Source organism: Ruegeria sp. AM9 (assembly GCF_056540565.1).
Genome location: NZ_JBQFWY010000004.1, coordinates 197,815 through 216,511 on the forward strand (window position 1 = coordinate 197,815; position 18,697 = coordinate 216,511).

15 protein-coding genes are annotated in these 18,697 nt (G+C 61.4%); 9 read left to right on the plus strand and 6 right to left on the minus strand.

The window, feature by feature from the left end; translation table 11 throughout:
- Positions 1-131: 131 nt before the first annotated feature.
- From zwf to ACR0DO_RS10325, 4 genes are read left to right on the plus strand one after another with little or no spacing between them, the layout of a single operon-like run.
- Complete coding sequence (gene zwf, locus ACR0DO_RS10310) at positions 132-1,577, plus strand: glucose-6-phosphate dehydrogenase (protein WP_480558464.1); 1,446 nt, start codon at positions 132-134, stop codon at positions 1,575-1,577.
- Complete coding sequence (gene edd, locus ACR0DO_RS10315; RefSeq protein WP_480558466.1) at positions 1,546-3,384, plus strand: phosphogluconate dehydratase; 1,839 nt, start codon at positions 1,546-1,548, stop codon at positions 3,382-3,384. Before zwf ends, edd begins: the two co-directional genes overlap by 32 nt.
- Before the next feature lie 5 nt (positions 3,385-3,389).
- Positions 3,390-4,022, plus strand: a complete 633-nt coding sequence (locus ACR0DO_RS10320; RefSeq protein ID WP_480558468.1) for a bifunctional 4-hydroxy-2-oxoglutarate aldolase/2-dehydro-3-deoxy-phosphogluconate aldolase — start codon at positions 3,390-3,392, stop codon at positions 4,020-4,022.
- A 51-nt stretch (positions 4,023-4,073) separates the two neighbouring features.
- Positions 4,074-5,264, plus strand: coding sequence for a pyridoxal-phosphate-dependent aminotransferase family protein (locus ACR0DO_RS10325; protein ID WP_480558470.1), 1,191 nt, complete (start codon positions 4,074-4,076; stop codon positions 5,262-5,264).
- 7 nt (positions 5,265-5,271) lie between these two features.
- Here ACR0DO_RS10325 and ACR0DO_RS10330 read toward each other — a convergent pair whose 3' ends face one another.
- Positions 5,272-6,375 (minus strand): pyridoxal phosphate-dependent aminotransferase, encoded by a 1,104-nt coding sequence (locus ACR0DO_RS10330; protein WP_480558472.1) that lies wholly within the window; start codon positions 6,373-6,375, stop codon positions 5,272-5,274.
- 132 nt (positions 6,376-6,507) lie between these two features.
- Between ACR0DO_RS10330 and ACR0DO_RS10335 the strand changes: the two genes are divergently transcribed.
- Positions 6,508-7,290: a crotonase/enoyl-CoA hydratase family protein gene (locus ACR0DO_RS10335; RefSeq protein ID WP_480558474.1), complete on the plus strand. Its 783-nt coding sequence runs from the start codon at positions 6,508-6,510 to the stop codon at positions 7,288-7,290.
- On the opposite strand, the gene ACR0DO_RS10340 is transcribed toward ACR0DO_RS10335, so the two are convergent.
- The 3 genes from ACR0DO_RS10340 to ACR0DO_RS10350 all read right to left on the minus strand — a co-directional run bounded on the left by ACR0DO_RS10340 (position 7,291) and on the right by ACR0DO_RS10350 (position 12,127).
- Positions 7,291-7,623 carry a DnaJ family domain-containing protein gene (locus tag ACR0DO_RS10340; protein WP_170445244.1) on the minus strand — a complete coding sequence of 111 codons (333 nt, stop codon included), beginning with the start codon at positions 7,621-7,623 and terminating at the stop codon, positions 7,291-7,293.
- A 39-nt stretch (positions 7,624-7,662) separates the two neighbouring features.
- On the minus strand, positions 7,663-8,835 hold the full coding sequence (locus ACR0DO_RS10345) for a benzoate/H(+) symporter BenE family transporter (protein ID WP_480558476.1): 1,173 nt from the start codon (positions 8,833-8,835) through the stop codon (positions 7,663-7,665).
- Between the two features lie 121 nt (positions 8,836-8,956).
- Positions 8,957-12,127, minus strand: a complete 3,171-nt coding sequence (locus ACR0DO_RS10350) for a valine--tRNA ligase (RefSeq protein ID WP_480558478.1) — start codon at positions 12,125-12,127, stop codon at positions 8,957-8,959.
- A 141-nt stretch (positions 12,128-12,268) separates the two neighbouring features.
- Here ACR0DO_RS10350 and ACR0DO_RS10355 point away from each other — a divergent pair, with 141 nt between their 5' ends.
- The 3 genes from ACR0DO_RS10355 (at position 12,269) to ACR0DO_RS10365 (ending at position 16,094) form a co-directional block, all read left to right on the plus strand.
- Positions 12,269-14,560: a xanthine dehydrogenase family protein molybdopterin-binding subunit gene (locus tag ACR0DO_RS10355; protein WP_480558480.1), complete on the plus strand. Its 2,292-nt coding sequence runs from the start codon at positions 12,269-12,271 to the stop codon at positions 14,558-14,560.
- Positions 14,538-15,614: a DUF2235 domain-containing protein gene (locus ACR0DO_RS10360; RefSeq protein WP_480558482.1), complete on the plus strand. Its 1,077-nt coding sequence runs from the start codon at positions 14,538-14,540 to the stop codon at positions 15,612-15,614. Before ACR0DO_RS10355 ends, ACR0DO_RS10360 begins: the two co-directional genes overlap by 23 nt.
- Before the next feature lie 216 nt (positions 15,615-15,830).
- A complete protein-coding gene (locus ACR0DO_RS10365; protein ID WP_480558484.1) occupies positions 15,831-16,094 on the plus strand; it encodes a hypothetical protein in 264 nt (87 codons plus the stop codon).
- A gap of 222 nt (positions 16,095-16,316) precedes the next feature.
- Here ACR0DO_RS10365 and ACR0DO_RS10370 read toward each other — a convergent pair whose 3' ends face one another.
- Positions 16,317-16,892, minus strand: coding sequence for a GcrA family cell cycle regulator (locus ACR0DO_RS10370; RefSeq protein ID WP_170445228.1), 576 nt, complete (start codon positions 16,890-16,892; stop codon positions 16,317-16,319).
- Between the two features lie 125 nt (positions 16,893-17,017).
- Here ACR0DO_RS10370 and ACR0DO_RS10375 point away from each other — a divergent pair, with 125 nt between their 5' ends.
- Positions 17,018-17,821: an ABC transporter permease gene (locus ACR0DO_RS10375; protein WP_480558486.1), complete on the plus strand. Its 804-nt coding sequence runs from the start codon at positions 17,018-17,020 to the stop codon at positions 17,819-17,821.
- Here the strand turns inward: ACR0DO_RS10375 and ACR0DO_RS10380 are convergent.
- Complete coding sequence (locus ACR0DO_RS10380; RefSeq protein WP_480558488.1) at positions 17,803-18,693, minus strand: DMT family transporter; 891 nt, start codon at positions 18,691-18,693, stop codon at positions 17,803-17,805. The genes ACR0DO_RS10375 and ACR0DO_RS10380 overlap by 19 nt on opposite strands.
- Between the last annotated feature and the right edge of the window lie 4 nt (positions 18,694-18,697).

Consider the following 18,697-nt stretch of genomic DNA (forward strand, 5'->3'; position numbering starts at 1 on the left):
AATCCGGGCTTGCTTTCTGCATCTGCATTGCCTATTCACACCGTGAATGTTAGCGATAACATTACCCATGCCGCAGGCACCGTGAACAGGGGTGCTATGGTGGCTCAGGTGAAAACTGAAGGAGCCTCTCGATGGTTTCACGCGTAATTCCGGTCAACCCGTTCGATCTGGTGTTGTTCGGCGCCACTGGCGATCTGGCACAGCGCAAGATTCTACCGGGCCTCTATCATCGGTTCGAAGTGGGCCAGATGCCCGAGGACGCCCGGATCATCGGCACGGCCCGGTCGGATATGGACAGCGACGCATTCCGCGAACAGATCCGCGCCTCGATGAAGGAATTCGCGCCCAAGTTCAAAAAGGACGTGCTGGATCAGTTCCTCAGCCGGGTCGAATATGTCCAGGTCGACGCAATGGGAGAGGCGGGCTGGCCCGATCTGGCCAAGGCCCTGCGCCCGGATGTGGTGCGCGCCTTCTATTTGTCAGTCGGCCCCAGCCTGTTTTCGGGCATTGCGCAAAGCCTGCATGATCACGGGCTGGCCACGGCGGACAGCCGCATCGTTGTGGAAAAACCCTTTGGTCATGATCTGGGCACGGCCAAGGCGCTGAACGAAGGTCTGCGCGCCTGTTTCGAAGAGCATCAGATTTACCGGATCGATCACTATCTTGGTAAAGAGACGGTGCAGAATCTGATGGCTCTGCGCTTTGCCAACTCGCTGTTTGAACCCCTGTGGAATTCGACCCATATCGATCATGTGCAGATCACCGTCGCCGAAACCGTCAGCGTCGAGGGGCGCGGAGGGTATTATGATCAATCCGGCGCCATGCGGGACATGATCCAGAACCATCTGGTGCAACTTCTGTGTCTGACGGCGATGGAGCCGCCTTCGAAATTCGCCCCGAACGCTGTGCGGGACGAGAAGGTCAAGGTGATCGAAGCGTTGGAACCCGTTGAGCCCAAAGACATCGCACGCGGCCAATATCGCGCTGAGCACGGCAAAGGCGGTTATGTCGATCATGTCGGCAATCCTTCCAGCCGAACCGAAAGCTTTATTGCCCTCAAGGTTCATCTGGGCAACTGGCGCTGGGCCGGGGTGCCGTTCTATCTGCGCACCGGCAAACGCCTGCGGGCACGGGAATCCGAGATTGCCGTGTTCTTCCGCGATCCCCCACATACTATCTTTCCGAATGTTGGCCCGCTGCACGGCAACGTGCTGGTGATCCGCCTGCAGCCGGATGAAGGCATCACCCTGCGCACCACGATCAAGGACCCCGGTCCCGGTGGGTTCCGCCTGTCCGATGTGGCCCTGGACATGAGCTTTGCCGACGCGCTGGGCGCCGAGGCCAGCGTGCCCGATGCCTATGAACGGTTGGTGATGGATGTGATCCGCGGCGATCAGACCCTGTTCATGCGCGGGGATGAGGCCGAGGCTGCCTGGGCCTGGGTTGATCCCATCATTCAGGGCTGGGAAGATCGGGGTGATCGCCCGGCGCGGTACGATCAGGGCAGTTCAGGCCCCGAAGAAGCATTGATGCTGATGCATCGCGATGGGCGCCGCTGGCGTCAGATCGGAGGTTAAATTGGTTCACTCTGTTATCACCGACGTCACCCAGCGGATCATCGACCGCAGCGCCGACCTGCGCGGGCCACATGTTACGCGGATGGAGCAAGCCCGGTCCAAGGGACCTGCGCGCGCGCATCTGTCCTGCAGCGGTCAGGCCCACGCTTATGCCGGGGCGGGTCAGGACCAGCAGTCGATGGCGACCGGTGCTGCCGGAAATCTGGGTATTGTCACCTCGTATAACGACATGCTTTCGGCCCACCAGCCGTTCGAACGCTATCCTACTCTGATCCGCGATGCGATCCGCGCAGCGGGTGGCACCGCACAGGTCGCAGGGGGCGTGCCTGCCATGTGTGATGGCGTCACACAGGGCGAGGCGGGGATGGAGCTGTCGCTGTTCTCACGCGATGTGATCGCTTTGGCGGCCGGTGTGGCGCTTAGCCACAACACCTATGATGCGGCGGTGTTTCTTGGTGTTTGCGACAAGATCGTTCCCGGCCTCATCATCGGCGCACAGGCGTTCGGTCATCTGCCTGCGGTCTTCCTGCCTGCAGGCCCGATGACCAGCGGCTTGCCGAACGACGAAAAAGCCAAGGTCCGCCAGCAATTCGCCGCCGGAGAGGTGGGCCGCGACGAGCTGATGAAGGCTGAGATGGCCGCCTATCACGGCCCCGGCACGTGTACCTTCTACGGCACTGCCAACACCAACCAGATGCTGATGGAGTTCATGGGGCTACACCTGCCGGGCTCCAGCTTTATCAACCCCAATACGCCCCTGCGCGATGCGCTGACGCAAGAAGGCGCGCGCCGTGCCCTGTCTCTCAGCGCGTTGGGCAACGATTATACGCCGGTCTATCAGGTGCTGGACGAACGCGCCTTTGTGAATGGGATCGTCGGCCTGATGGCGACCGGTGGCTCGACCAACTTGCTGATTCACCTGATCGCGATGGCGCGCGCGGGCGGGATCGTGCTGGATTGGGAGGATTTTTCGGACATCTCTGCCGTGGTGCCCCTGATCGCGCGGGTCTATCCAAACGGGCTGGCCGACGTGAACCATTTCCACGCGGCTGGCGGCCTGGGCTACTGCATCGGCACGCTGCTTGAAGACGGATTGCTGCATCCCGACACGCTGACCGTGGCCGGGCAGGGCCTGCACAACTACACCAAGGAACCCAAGCTGAAGGGCGGCGAACTGACTTGGGAAGAGGGCGCAGGCCACAGCCTTAACGACAAGATCGTCCGCCCTGCCAAGGACCCGTTCCAGCCCACTGGTGGCCTGTCGCGCCTGACTGGCAATCTGGGAACCGCCGTCATGAAGGTCTCGGCCGTGGCCCCGGAACATCAGGTGGTCGAGGCTCCCGTGCGCGTGTTCCACGATCAGGACGAGGTCAAAGCCGCCTTCAAGGCCGGAGAGTTCACCGACGACGTCATTGTCGTCGTCCGTTTTCAAGGCCCCAAGGCCAACGGTATGCCCGAGTTGCACTCGCTGACGCCGATGCTGTCGATCCTGCAGGGCCGGGGGCAGAAGGTGGCGCTGGTCACCGATGGCCGAATGTCTGGTGCTTCGGGCAAGGTCCCCGCTGCCATCCATGTCTGCCCCGAGGCTTTGGAGGGTGGTCCGATCGCTTATCTGCAGGACGGTGATTTGCTGCGTGTCGATGCAGTGAACGGTGATCTGGAAATTCTTACCCCGGGCGTGCTGGATCGCGCCCCTGTCACCGCCGATCTGTCTGCCAATCAACACGGTGTCGGGCGCGACCTGTTCGCCACCTTCCGCAACACCGTCGGTTCCGCCGACGCTGGCGCCAGCATTTTCGGAGTATAATCCCCATGCCGAAAACCCAACGTACCCGCGAAATCTGCGCGCTGGCCCCCATCGTCCCGGTTCTGGTTGTCGATGACGCGGCCCATGCCCGCCCCCTGGCCGAAGCTCTGGTCGCCGGAGGCCTTCCGGCGCTGGAAGTCACCCTGCGCACCCCCGCCGCGCTGGATGCGATCCGGGCCATGGCCGATGTGCCCGGCGGTGTCGTTGGCGCGGGCACACTGGTCACCCCCGAAGACGTGCGCGCCGCCAAAGAAGCAGGCGCCCAGTTCGGTGTCTCACCCGGCGCAACCGACGCTCTGATCGCCGCCTGTGAGGCAGAAGGCCTGCCGTTGCTGCCGGGTGCCGCTACGGCCAGCGAGGCGATGCGCCTGCTCGAGCGGGGTTATGACATGTTGAAATTCTTCCCGGCCGAGGCGTCGGGCGGTGCGCCCACCCTGAAGGCCATCGGCGCACCCCTGCCGCAGATCACCTTCTGCCCGACCGGTGGCGTATCGACTGCGAATGCGCGGGATTACCTGTCGCTGTCAAATGTCGTTTGCGCGGGTGGCAGCTGGGTCGCGCCCAAGCAGATGGTTCTGGATGGCGACTGGGCAGGGATCGAAGCACTTGCGCGTGAGGCCGCCAACCTGACGGATTGACGCCGTTTTTTGCTGCGCTAGGTTGGGCGACAATTCACACAGGTTGACCCCATGACAAACCCAATTTCTCTCGCGCAGGGGCGTGAGTATCTGGCCATTCCCGGCCCGTCGGTCATGCCCGATGCGGTTTTGCAGGCCATGCACCGCCCGTCGCCGAATATCTATGACGGCGCGCTTATCGAGATGATGCCCGCCCTGACCCGCGACCTGCGCCGCGTGGCCCGGACCGAGCACAATGTCGCCATCTACATCTCCAACGGTCACGGTACGTGGGAGGCCGCGCTGTCCAACGTGATCGCGCCGGGGGAAACCGTGCTGGCACCAGCCTCGGGCCGGTTCACCCATGGCTGGGCCGAGATGGCCGAGGCGATCGGTGCCAAGGTTGATCTGATCGATTTCGGCACGTCTTCGCCATGGGATATGGACCGCATCGCAGACGCTCTGCGCGCGGATACGGGGCATCGGATCAAGGCGGTTCTGGCGGTGCATGTGGACACATCAAGTTCGATCCGCAACGATATTCCAGCGCTCAGGGCGTTGCTGGACGACCTGAATCACCCGGCGCTGTTGATGGCGGATTGCATCGCCTCGCTGGGGTGCGACCGGTTCGAGATGGATGCCTGGGGCGTCGATGTCATGGTCACAGCTTGCCAAAAGGGGCTGATGACGCCGGCCGGTGTCGGGTTCGTGTTCTTCAACGACAAAGCGCAGGCCAAACGCGCCGAGATGCCACGGGTCTCGCAATACTGGGACTGGCAGCCGCGGGTGAAACCGGACCTGTTCTACCAGTATTTCAACGGCACCGCGCCCACGCATCATCTGTACGGCCTGCGTGCGGCGCTGGACATGATCCACGCAGAAGGCATCGAGCATGTCTGGGCTCGCCACGAACACCTTGCCACGGCGATCTGGACAGCCTGCGAAACCTGGGCCGAAGGGGGTGCGCTGCATTTGAACGTCGCCGACCGTGCTAATCGCAGCCACGCCGTCACCACTCTGCGCCTGACGGATGAGCGCGGCACGCCATTACGCCAGTTTACCGAGACACAGATGGGCCTGACGTTGGGAATTGGCCTTGGGATGGAGGATTGGAACGGCTTTTTCCGTCTCGGCCATATGGGCCATGTGAATGGTCAGATGGTGATGGCGATGCTGGGGGGGATCGAGACGGCAATGGCCGCCCAGAACATCGCACGCGGCAAAGGCGCGCTTGAGGCCGCAGCGGCCGTTCTATCCCAATAAACGAGGCCTATTCAGCCCGGGCTGCCGCCAAAGCTTGTGGCAGCGCGGCCGCAAAAGCATCCAGATCCGCCGCCGCGCCACAGCTGACCCGGATGCACCGGTTCTGAGGGGCGGCGAAAGGCATTCGCACAAAAACGCCCTGTGCCACCAGTACCTCCAGAACGGCCTTGGCAAAGGCCCCGTCCTGCCCGCAATCAATGGCGACAAAGTTTGTGGCCGAGGGCAGGGGGGTTAGCCCGTTGTCCTGTGCGATTTGCCCGATCCGGTTGCGGGCGGCTGCGATCTGCGCCTGCACATGGGTCAGCCAGTCAGTGTCCTGCAGCGCCGCCAGCGCACCGGCCTGTGCGGCCCGGTTCATGCCGAAATGGTTGCGTACTTTGTTGAAGGCCGCGATCAGCACCGGTGCACCTATCGCATAGCCAACCCGTGCACCGGCCATTCCGTAGACCTTGGAAAACGTGCGCATCCGTATCACGCGCGGATCATTGGCCGCGACCGGGGCCGCAGTTCCCTCGGGTGCGCATTCCACATAGGCTTCGTCCAGCACCAGCAGGCAGCCTTCGGGCAGGGCCTCCATCGCGGCGACGATATCTGCGCCACTGTGCCAACTGCCCATCGGATTGTCGGGGTTGGCCAGATAGACCAGCTTTGCATTCACCTCCGCCGCTTTGGTGAACAATGCTGCGGGGTTCTCGTGGTCGCCCCGGTATGGCACTTTGTGCAACACGCCGCCAAAGCCCGCGACATGGTAGTTGAAGGTGGGATAAGCCCCGTCCGAAGTAACAACCGTATCGCCGGGACCGACCAGCAACCGCACGAGGTAGCCCAGCAACCCGTCGATGCCTTCGCCAACCACGATGTTCTCTGGCGTCACCCCGTGGTGATCCGCCAGCGCGTGGCGCAGATCATGGTTCTCGGGGTCGCCATACATCCAGATTTCGGTCGCTGACATTGCCTCAATCGCACGGGGTGAGGGGCCGAATACGCTCTCGTTTGCGCCCAGCCGGGCCACAAAGGGTGCGCCGCGTTGACGTTCTTGTGTCTCGGGTCCGACAAAGGGAACGGTTGCGGGCAATGACAGGGAGAGCGGGGTATAGCGTGGGTCAGTCATGATGCGAGATAACCCCAAGGCCGCCCGTCAGGCAACCACCTGCAATTCCGCCGCCAGACGTGCCCCGACGTTGCGGTGGAACTTGGCGACCCTTCCGGGCATGGTTGAGGCAACAGAATTTGGGAGGCCCGCATGTCACGCGTATCCGTCGAGTACAAAGATCACATCGCCCATGTCACCTTGACGCGTGGCGACAAGATGAACGCGTTGGATGACGCAATGGTCAAGGCGCTGCTGTCCGCCGGGCACGAGGTCGCGGCCTCGGACGCCCGCGCCGTGGTGCTGTCCGGCGAGGGCAAAAGCTTCTGCGCCGGGCTCGACATGGCCAGCTTTGCCAAGATGGCCCATATGGACCCGACGGAGTGGTTGATGACCCGCAGCCACGAAGACGCCAATGAGATGCAGGAACTGGCGCTGGTCTGGCGGCGCGTGCCGGTGCCGGTGATTTGCGCCATTCAGGGGGTGGCCTATGGTGGCGGGCTTCAGATCGCGCTGGGTGCCGATATCCGCATCGCCCACCCCGAGGCGAAGCTGGCCGTGATGGAGATGAAATGGGGCATCATTCCGGATATGGGCGGGATGGTTCTGCTGCCGCAGCTTGTACGCTCGGACGTGTTGCGTTTGCTGACCTATACCGCGCGTCCGATCGGGGTGCAGCAGGCGGTGGACTGGGGGCTGGTGACGAAACTCTCGGACGACCCACTGACCGAAGCACAAGCGCTGGCCGAAGACATCGCGGGTCAAAGCCCGTCGGCAATCCGCGCCGCCAAGCGCCTGATCGAAGTGGCCGAGACCAAGCCCCGCGCCGAAATTCTGCTGGAGGAATCTGCGGAACAGGTCGAACTGATCGGCAAACCCGATCAGGTGGAGGTGGTGATGGCGCAAATGCAGGGCCGTAAGCCCGAATTCAAGTGATCAGCGCATAAAGGCACGCCGCGCGTCGCGTGCCATGTTGTACCGCATTTCTAGGTCCGCAATCCGGGCCATCGCCGCTTTGCGGTCATTCGGGTTGGTGAGCGCTGCATAGTCCTTTCGGGCTGCATCCAGCTTTTTTCGGATCTCGAATTCTTCGGGAAGCACACCGGCCTGCGCCATAATCCGGTGCCCGGCTGCGATGGCCGGGTCGCTTTGGGCCTCACCCGATCGGTCGGGCAGAGGGTGGCCTTCGCCTTCCAGCCCCTGCAGCTGTCCCTCGGCCTGCGCTTTTTTGATCTGGCGTTCGATCAGTTTTCCAAGCGATCCAAACATGGCGAGACGATACTCTGGACTTGCGACAGGTGAAAGCGGCTAGCGCGTTCGGTTCGTCACCAAATAGGCAATGCCACCGGCCAGCAACCCCCAGACGGCGGCACCCAAGCCAAAGACGGATATCCCCGAGGCAGTGATGGCGTAGGTCAGTATGGCGGCTTCCCGTTCGGCGGGGACCTCAAGCGCGGCATGGGTGGCGTTGGCCAATACGCCGATCAGCGCGATCCCGGTCAGAGTACCCATCAGCAGAGGATCGGCGTGGACGGCAAAGCCTGTGATCGCCACCGCGAAGATGCCGAAAAGGCAATAGAACACACCCGCCATCACGGCGGACCAGTAGCGCCGGGTTGGATCGGGGTGGCTGTCCTCGTTGGAACACATCGCGGCAGTGATCGCGGCGAGGCAGGTGGCGGGGGCCCCGAACGGGGCCGACAGGATGCTGGCCGCTCCCACCGAAGAAAACAGCCTGCCCGATGCGGGCGCATACCCAAAGCTGCGCATCACGGCGATGCCGGGGATGTTCTGTGTGGCCATAGTTACGATGAAAAGCGGGAGTCCGATGCCAAGGGCCGAAGCCAGCGAGAAGGTCGGCATGATCCAGACCGGTGCGGCCACCAGATGAGATGGCGCAACCGATGCATCGCCCGCATTCAGGATCACGACAATCGCTGCGGCGAGCACTGCAGCCGGGACCGCAAACAACCGATTGATCCGCCCGGCGACAAACCATGTCAGGATCACCGGCAAGGCTTGCCAGGGCAGGTCAACGGCGGCCTTGAAGGGGACGATGCACAGGGGCAGCAGAACGCCTCCCAGCATCGCCTGTGCCAGTGTCGTCGGGATTGCCGAGGCCAGCCGCCCCAATGGGCGCCAAAGCCCGGCCAACCCGGTTAGCGCGCCTGCACAGAGAAACGCCCCCACGGCTTCGGAGAAGCCCGCCGCAGGCATTGCGGACACGGCCAGCAGCGCCACGCCCGGCGTCGACCACGCGACGCTGATGGGTTGCCGGTACCACAGGCTGAGACCGATGGCCGTCAGGCCCATGGCGATGGCTGCCATCATCAGGCCCGAGGCGGATTCAGCCGGAGATGCCCCCATGGCGGCCAACCCCTGCAAAACGATGGGGAACGAGCTGAAGAACCCGACGATGGCCACAACCAGCCCGGTCGAGACAGTCTGTATCGGGGGAAACGGGGATGCAGGCTTGGTCATGTGTCTGTGCTAACAATCACCCGTGCGGGTGAACAGGGCAAAACTCTGGCGCGGCACGAAAAACCCCGCCGTCAGCTTTGCGGCGGGGTTCAGGATTTGAGTATTTATGAAAAGATGAAGATCAGGCGATTTCGGCCAAACGGGCGAGGGCTTCATTCAGCTTGGCCTCTTCTTCTTCGCGGGCGGCGAGGTTGGCTTTGGCCTCCTCAACCACCTCTTCCGGGGCCGAGGCCACGAATTTGGGGTTGTTCAGACGTCCGCGCAACCCGCCCAGTTCCTTGGCCAGTTTGCCCTTGGCTTTTTCCAGCCGTTCCTTTTCGGCACCGATGTCGATGATATCGGCCAGCGGCAGGCCGAAGGACGCGCCGGGCGCGGCGATCGAGATGGTGCCTTTGGGAAACGAATCCGCTTTGGTCAAACTTTCAATGCGAGCCTGACTTTTGATTAGCGCTTCGTTGCGATCCCAAGCCTCCTGACCTTTCGGATTGATATCCGTTACCAGCATCGAAACGAATAGACCCGCTGGAACGCGCATTTGCTGCCGCGCCGAGCGAGTGTTGTCGATCATCGAGATCACCCAGTTCATTTCGGCTTCGGCTTCGTGGTCAACGAGATCCGCCGCAGTGTAAGTTGGCCAATCCTGATGAACCAGCATCTTGGAAGTGTCGCCGGTCTCGTAACCACGGTTCGACGTGGCGTTCCAGATTTCCTCACTGACGAATGGCATAACGGGGTGCATCAGGATCATGAATTGGTCAATTGCCCACGCATAGGTTTGACGTGTTTCAGCTTTGGCGGCTTCGTCATCCCCTTGAAAGATCGGTTTGGTGAATTCCAGATACCGGTCACAGAAGGTATTCCAGAAGGTGGAATACAGTGCCTGCGCAGCGTCGTTAAAGCGATAGCTTTCAAAGCTGCTATCAACCGTTTCACGTAGCTTGGCGACTTCACCGATGATCCAACGGTTCAGCGTCAGGCTGGCCTTGGGCGGCATCGCGCCGCGCTCGGCGTCGAAGGCACCGATGACGTTGCAGCCGTAGGACGAAGCCTGCCAAATCTTGGTGACAAAGTTCCGGTATCCGGTGATGCGTTCCTTGGACAGTTTCAGCACGCCGCCTATCGCCGCCATCGAGGCGTTGGTGAAGCGCAGCGCATCGGCGCCGAATTCGTCCACGATTTCCAGCGGATCGATGACGTTGCCAGTGGTTTTGGACATCTTCTTGCCCTTCTCGTCGCGGACGAGCGAGTGCAGGTAGACGGTGTGGAACGGAATCTGGTCGACCACGGCCAGTTGCATCATCATCATCCGGGCGACCCAGAAGAACAGGATATCCGCGCCGGTGATCAGAACATCCGTAGGGAAGTAGCGTTCCAGTTTCTCGGTCTGTTCGGGCCAGCCCAGCGTGCCGATGGGCCAGAGGCCGGAGGAGAACCAGGTGTCGAGGACATCAGGGTCGCGCCAGATCGGGTACACCAATTTGGTCGGGTCCTGTTCCACCGCATATTGCGCAAGGCTTTCGGCGAATTGATGAATTGCTTCCTGTTTGTCAGCAACTTCGATGACAGTTGCATGGCTCAGCGGGCTGGGAATATTTGCGTTGTCATCGAGGAATTTTTCGGTAACGCCTTCTAGGCTGGGTGCGCATTCCATGACACTGCCACGGTGCAGCATACCGCCTTCGTTCAGCAAACGGCCCAACTCGACCAGATCAAGGTCGCCGTCGTTCTCGTCGTCTTTGAAACCTTCCGCAGACAAGTCGAGTCCATACCAGACCGGAATCTGATGCCCCCACCACAGCTGGCGCGAGATGCACCAGGGCTCAATGTTTTCCAGCCAGTGGTAATAGGTCTTTTCGCCCGACTCGGGGATGATCTTGACCGTGCCGTCCTTGACCGCATCCAGCGCGGGGCCGACGACCTTTTCGGCGTCGACGAACCACTGGTCGGTGAACATCGGCTCGATGACGACCTTGGAGCGGTCGCCGAAGGGCTGCATGATCGGTTTGCTCTCGATCAGCGGGACCAGCGCCGCCGGGTCGTCATCCTCGCCCAGCTTGGTGTCCAGACGCGGATCATCCGCGCGGGTCATCACGGCCAGACCGTCAGCAGTGATTTCTTCGACGACCTTCGCGCGCGCTTCGAACCGGTCGAGCCCGCGTAGGTGATCGGGGACCAGATTGATCGCGTCGATCTCGTTCTCGGTAAATTCACGCCCACGCGCGTATTCCTGCGCTAAATCCGCCGCTTCGGCATAGGGCGCGCCATCGGCCCGCATTGCGCCTTTGGTGTCCATCAGGCGATACATCGGAATGCCGCCGCGCTTGGCCACCATGTTGTCGTTGAAATCATGCGCGCCGGTGATCTTCACCGCGCCCGAGCCGAAATCGGGATCGGGATACTCATCCACAATGATCGGAATCTGACGGCGATGCTCTTTTGGTCCAACCGGGATTTCGCAGAGTTTCCCGATGATTGGCGCGTAACGCTCATCCGATGGATGAACCGCAACCGCGCCGTCACCCAGCATGGTTTCGGGGCGTGTGGTTGCGATGGAGATATAATCCCGCTCTTCGCGGAAGATCACATTCCCATCTTCATCTTTTTCTAAATACTCATATGTCTCACCGCCCGCCAACGGGTACTTGAAATGCCACATGTGACCGGCGACTTCGATATTTTCGACCTCAAGGTCCGAGATTGCGGTCTCGAAATGCGGGTCCCAGTTGACCAGTCGCTTGCCGCGATAAATCAGACCCTTTTCGTACATATCGACGAAGACCTTGATCACCGCGTCATGGAAGTTGGCCGAGTTCTCATGCCCCGTGCGCGGATCACCCGCAGCACCGGCCATGGTGAAGGCGTTGCGCGACCAGTCGCAGGAGGAGCCCAGACGCTTCAACTGCTCAATGATCGTGCCGCCGTATTCACCTTTCCATTCCCAGACTTTCTCAAGGAATTTCTCACGGCCCAGTTCCCGGCGACCGGGTTGCTGCGTGGCGGCCAGCATTTTCTCGACCTGCATCTGGGTGGCGATGCCTGCATGGTCTTGGCCGGGCTGCCACAGCGTGTCGAAACCGCGCATCCGGTGCCAGCGGATCAGGATGTCCTGCAGCGTGTTGTTGAAGGCGTGGCCCACGTGCAGCGCGCCTGTCACGTTGGGCGGCGGGATCATGATGGTAAAGCTCTCGTCGCGCGATTTGTTCGCGCCTGCCTTGAAGGCTCCGGCCTGTTCCCAGGCCTCGTAGATGCGAGCCTCGGCCTCGGCCGCGTTGAATGTCTTTTCCATCGCCATGGGGTGCGTCCTGCGTCATCAATCCTAGGTCAGCGCCTGCAATAACGAATGCGCAGGGGAAGGGGAAGGCCCAAGCGGGTCCTCTGGACATCGACCGGGCGCAGCCTAATGTCGCCTCTAAGGCAGCGACGGGAACAGGCAATGGAAAAATTCGGAAAAAGCCAGCCGGTCAAGCGGGTCGAAGATCAGCGGTTTCTGACTGGGCAGGGGCGGTACATGGATGATGATGTGCCGGGCGATGCTCTGTTTGCGGCCTTCTTCCGCAGCCCGGTTGCGCATGGCCGGATCACCGCGCTGGATCTGGACGCAGCGCGAGAGGCGGACGGCGTGCGGCTGGTCTTGACGCTGGACGATCTGGCCAAGGCGGGGATCGATACAGTGATGAACGCGGCGACGGTGACCAACCGGGATGGATCGAAAGCGGCGGCACCGGACCGGCATATGCTCGCCAAGGACCGGGTGCGGTTTGTTGGCGAACCCGTGGCCGTCGTCATCGCCGAAACTCCGATGCAGGCCCGCGATGCGGTTGAGATGATCTGGATGGAGACCGACGATCTGCCCGCCAAGCTGGATATCGACGCCGGAGGGGAGACGCTGCACCCCGAGGCCCCGGACAACCGGGCCTTTGACTGGGGGCTGGGTGATGAGGCCGCGACCGAGGCCGCGTTTCAGCGGGCCGCTCGTACCGTTTCGCTGAGCGTGGCGGATAATCGGGTGATCATCACCTCGCTGGAACCGCGTGGCTGTCAGGCGCATTGGGTCAATGAGCGCCTTCAATTTGCGTATAGCGGGCAGGGTGTCTGGGCCATGCGGGCGCAACTGGCGCAAAAGCTGAAGCTGGAGCCGGAGGCGATCCGCGTCACCACCCCCGACGTGGGCGGTGGGTTCGGTATGAAGGTGATGCCGTATCCTGAGTATTTCTGTGTTGCGGTTGCGGCCATGAAACTGGGCCAACCCGTTCACTGGATGTCCGACCGATCTGAGGCGATGCTGTCCGACCATCATGGCCGGGACCTGAGCTCGTTGGCCGAGCTGGCCTTTGATGAAGATCACCAGATCACCGCCTACCGGGTGCACAGCAAGGTCAATCTGGGCGCTTACAACAGCCATTTCGGTCAGGCGATTCAGACCGACCTGGCCAGCAAGGTTCTGATGGGTGTCTATGACGTTCAGACCACGTTTATGCGGGTCGAAGGTTTCTATACAAACACCACGCAGGTTGATGCTTATCGCGGGGCGGGACGACCCGAGGCGATCTACGTCCTCGAACGGATCATGGACCGCGCGGCACGTGAACTAGGGGTTGATCCGTGGGAGTTGCGGCGCAAGAATTTCATCCGGCCCGAGAAGTTTCCCTACATGTCAGCCACCGGCGAAACCTATGATGTCGGCGATTTCGACATGGTGCTGACCCGCGCAGGTGAACAGACGCAGGGATTTGTCGCCCGCAAGGCCGCCGATGCCGAACGCGGCCTGATCCGCGGGCAGGGGTTGTGTTACTATATCGAGAGCATTCTGGGTGCCCCCTCCGAGAACGCAAAGATTGCGTTTTGTGAGGACGGCTCCGTGAACCTCTACGTGGGTACCCAGTCAAACGGGCAGGGGCATGAGACCGCCTATACCCAGTTTCTGTCCGACCAGACGGGCATTCCCACGGACCGGATCACCATCATTCAGGGCGACAGCGACCAGCTGCCCCACGGGGGCGGCACGGGCGGGTCGCGCTCGGTCACGGTGCAGAGCACGGCGACGCTGGCCACAATCGACGTCATGATCGCCGCATTCACGCCTTATCTGGCCGATAAGATGGGGGTCGAGGAGGCTGACGTGAGCTTTGATCACGAAACATTCCGCGCGCCCGGGTCGAACCTGACGCCCACCCTGACCGAGGCGGCAGAGATGGCCCGCGCCGATGGCCGCACCGATCTGCTGCAGCACCAAGCGCGCGCCAACCTTGATGCCCGCAGCTATCCCAACGGCGCGCATGTTGCCGAAATTGTTATCGATTCCTACACCGGTGAAACATGGGTGGACCACTATACAGTCGTTGATGATTTTGGTAACCTAATCAACCCGATGCTGGCCGAAGGGCAGGTGCATGGCGGTGTGGTGCAGGGTATCGGACAGGCCCTGACCGAGCATGTTGTGCATGATGCGCAAGGGCAACTGCTCACGGCTTCGTTGATGGACTACGCCTTGCCCCGCGCGGCCGAGATACCCATGATTAAGTTTACCTCGGCACCGGTTCCGTCAACTTCCAACCCGATGGGTATGAAAGGCTGCGGAGAGGCCGGCACCGTGGGCGCGCTGGCCGCTGTGGCAAACGCGGTTCAGGACGCGCTTTGGGATCACGGGGTGCGACAGGCGGATATGCCGTTCACACCCCTCAGAGTTTGGGAATTGTTGACACATGGTTCTGTCGCGGCTGAGTAGAAAGGTTCTGGGATGGCTCGGACGGCCTCTGCGGTCCGAACACTCGGCCGAGGCGCTGCACCGCGAACCTGTCAGCCATGTCATCATCCTCGACGGCACGATGTCGACGTTGGAACCGGGGTTTGAAACCCATGCCGGGCGGACCTTCCGCCTGTGCCAGGAGATGGGCGGCAAGGTCTCGGTGTTCTACGAAGCGGGCGTGCAGTGGGAAAGCTGGAAATCCTCGCTTGACGTGATGATGGGGCGGGGGATCAACCGGCAGATCCGTCGGGCCTACGGCTATCTGGCGTCGCGCTACAAACCCGGTGATCGGATCTTCTTTATCGGCTATTCGCGCGGGGCCTACGGTGTACGCAGCCTTGCCGGAGTGATTGACATGATTGGCCTGCTCAAGGCCGAGCACGCAACGGTGCGCAATATCAAGCAGGCCTACCGCCATTACGAATGCAACCCTGAGGGCAAGGCAGCCCGCGATTTTCGTCGCCAGTTCTGTCATGAGGAAATCGCCATCGAGATGATCGGCGTTTGGGACACGGTCAAGGCGCTGGGCCTGCGCCTGCCGCTGCTGTGGCGCCGGGCCGAAGAAAAGCACGCATTCCACAACCATCAACTCGGACCTGCAACGCGGCACGGCTATCACGCCATGGCGCTGGATGAGACGCGCGAGGTTTATGAGCCGGTTCTGTGGGAGTGCACCTCTGATTTCGACGGCCATGTCGAACAGGTCTGGTTCCGTGGCACCCATGGCGATGTCGGTGGGCAACTGAACGGGTTCGAGCAGGCGCGGCCCCTTAGCAACATCTCTCTGATCTGGATGCTGGACAAGGCCGAGCTGCACGGGTTGCCTCTGCCGGAAGGCTGGCGCGACCGCTTCCCGACTGCGACCGCTGCGCCGTCGGTCGGAACCTGGCGCGGCTGGGGCAAGATTTTCCTGCTGCGCAAGCATCGGAAGATTGGGCGCGATCCGTCAGAACGCCTGCATGTCTCGGTCGCACCGGATGAATTGCCGGGCTGGGTGCCGATGCCGGATTTGCCGTCACATCCGGCGCAGTGAGGGGCTGATCATGTGCCAGCGGCTCCAAGATCGCCGGAACCTCAATGTCCGCTTTGAGCCCAAACCCACAACACATCATGCGAAAAATGACCCTTTACGTTTTACTGTTCACTGCGTTATCAGTGAGCTACTTTTACGCAGATGCGCTTATCTAGCGCCGCACGACAGCTCTAGCGTGTCGATTACAAAATGCCCCAAAATCGTTTTGATAAACTCATGGACTTTGTGTGCGTCCGCTATGGCTATTGTGGAGGCGTCAAAGACGGAAAACCAATGCATGTGACACATTTCATTCCTGAAAATGGGGACGTGTCTGCAAGTGAATTTTCTGAATGGGTCATGCTAGCTGAAAACATTGGCCCAGATTCGAACTTGGGTTTCCGTGACCAGCACAAAAAGGACATAGAAGCTGAATTCATCAGGACAATGGGAGGCATTACTGTTCCTGCCACCGACCTAGGATGGGACGCCGATAACTAATCCAATTAGATAAGTGTAACTTAAGAGAAGGCAGCAAAGTCCACACGTCCGACGCCCCGATCTAAAACACCCTCGCAGTTGTCTGCGAGGGTGTTTTCCTCGAAAGGGTCCGTTATGCCTCGCGTTGCTTTTGATTTTGCAACACTTCGGATAAGAGGCTTGGAGAAACGCCTGCACCCTTTCCACATTCCACAATAGAGATTTGGGTTCTGGTGTTCCCAATCACCGTCGGCGGTCGCGGCGCGAGCTCATGGGCTGGAAGGCCACGCCCACATGCGCTTCGCAATAGGGCTTTCCGGCTTCAACGGGCAGGCCGCAGAACCAGAAATCCTCGGTCGCGGGGTCACCGACGGGCCATTTGCAGGTCTTCTCGGTCAGTTCCATCAGCGTCAGCTTCTTGGCTTTCTTTTCGATCTCGTTGACCTTGGCCAGCGCCTCGGGGCTGATCTCGTTGGCCGAAGGCTGCGGCGGCAGCGGCTGACCTGCCGGGATGATCTGGCGGCGGGCAGGAACGGCGGGTTTCGCCTCGGCTGCCGGGGCAGGGGCCGGGCGCGCCGGTTCGGTCTTGGGCGCGGGTTTCGGCTTGGCCTCGGCCTTGGGTGCGGGGGCCGGTTTTTCCTTGGGCTCGGCCTTGGCCGGTGTTGCCCCGGTTGCGCGGTTCGACAGGCCCAGACGGTGCACTTTGCCGATCACGGCGTTGCGGGTCACGCCGCCCAGTTCCTTGGCGATCTGGCTGGCCGACTGGCCTTCGCCCCACATTTTCTTCAGAAGTTCTACGCGCTCGTCAGTCCAGGACATCGGTTGCCTTTCAAAAGCGGAAAGCGGCCCCGGATTCGGGCCGCCTTGGGAATTCGTCTCAGCCCCCTATTTTAATCACTGCGGGCCGAGTTACAAGCGGTCTTCGAATCAGCTATGGGGCAGATATGCAGAATCTTGTGGATCAGGACGCGCGCCGGTTTGGGGCGGTCAACTGGATGGGCCTCTACACGCTGGCCAAACGTGAAACCCTGCGGTTCCTGGCGGTCTGGACGCAGACCCTGCTGGCACCTTTGGTGACGGCGGGATTGTTCCTGCTGATCTTCACCATCGCCATTGGTCCGGGGCGGCCCGACGTGATGGGGGTGCCGTTTCTGATCTTTCTGGCGCCGGGCATCATGATGATGACGGTGATCCAGAACGCTTTTGCCAACACCTCGTCCTCGATGGTGATCGCCAAAGTTCAGGGCAACATCGTCGACACCCTGATGCCGCCACTGTCGCCGCTGGAAATCCTGCTGGGTTATCTGGCCGGAGGCGTTGCCCGCGGCGCCCTGATCGCCTTGGTCGTCGCGACCGCGTTTCTGGTGTTCCTGTCCATCGCACCGCAGAACCTGCTGATCACCCTGATCTTTGTAGTCCTCGGCGGGGCGTTCATGGGCGCATTGGGCCTGTTTGCCGGCATCTTCGCCAACAAGTTCGACCAAATGGCGGCGATCACGAACTTCATCGTCACGCCTTTGGCCTTCCTGTCCGGCACCTTCTACTCGGTCGAGGCGCTGCCGCCTGTTTTGAACCGCCTGAGCCACCTGAACCCGGTCTTCTACCTGATTGACGGGCTGCGCTATGGGATGATCGGCGTTTCCGACAGCTCTCCGTGGTTGGGCATGATCGTCTGCACTGGTGCGACGCTGGTTGTGGGCGCGATCACCTGGCAGATGCTGCGCACGGGTTACCGGCTCAAGGCCTGACGCTGCCGCGTTTCGCGCCAGACCAGAATCAACCCGCCGGTCAGGATGATGGCCGAGCCAATCTGGCTGACCGCGTCCGGGATAACGTCGAACACCGCAAAGTCGTATAGCGCGGCGAAGATCAGCGTGGCATAGCTGATCGGGGCCACAAAGGACGCATCCGCGCGGGCCATGCCGTTGACGAAGCAGGCCTGTGCGCAGGCCATCAGCACGCCAATCCCCGCCAGTGCAGCCCATTGCGACGGCGTTGGCATCTGAAACACGAAGCTGACCGCGACCGAGGCAATCGTCAGCCCCATCGCGTTGTTGACCAGAAGGATCTGAATCGGAATTTCCCGACCCGAGAGTTTCTTGATGAAAATCAGCTCCATCCCGATCGACACCGCAGCGGCCAACGCCAGCAAAGCGGCGGGTTGAAAGCTGTCGGGTGTCGGGCGCAGCAGGACCAGCGCTCCGGCCAACGCCACTGCTGCGGCCAGCCAGCGCCAAGGGCCAACACTTTCTTTCAAGAGCGGGACCGCCAGCACCATGGCAAAAACCGGGTTCAGAAAGGAAATCGCCGTGGCGTCCGCAATCGGGATGAACGCGACCGAGGCGAACATCAGCGTGATCCCGACCCAACCGAAACTGGTCCGCCCGATATGCAACCCCCAATGCGGGCGGCGCAGCTTTGGACGCAGGATGCCCACGGCGCTGACGATCACCAGAAAGGCAAACAGAAACCGCCCGTGGCTGATTTGCATCGGATGCAACGCCGGACCCAGCGTATCCGTCCCCAGCGCTTTGGCCAGCAGCGTCGTGCCCGCGATGAACGCGCTGGCGGTCGCGATCAGCAAGGCCGCAAGGGCAGGGTTCTGGCGCACGGGTGTCATGCCC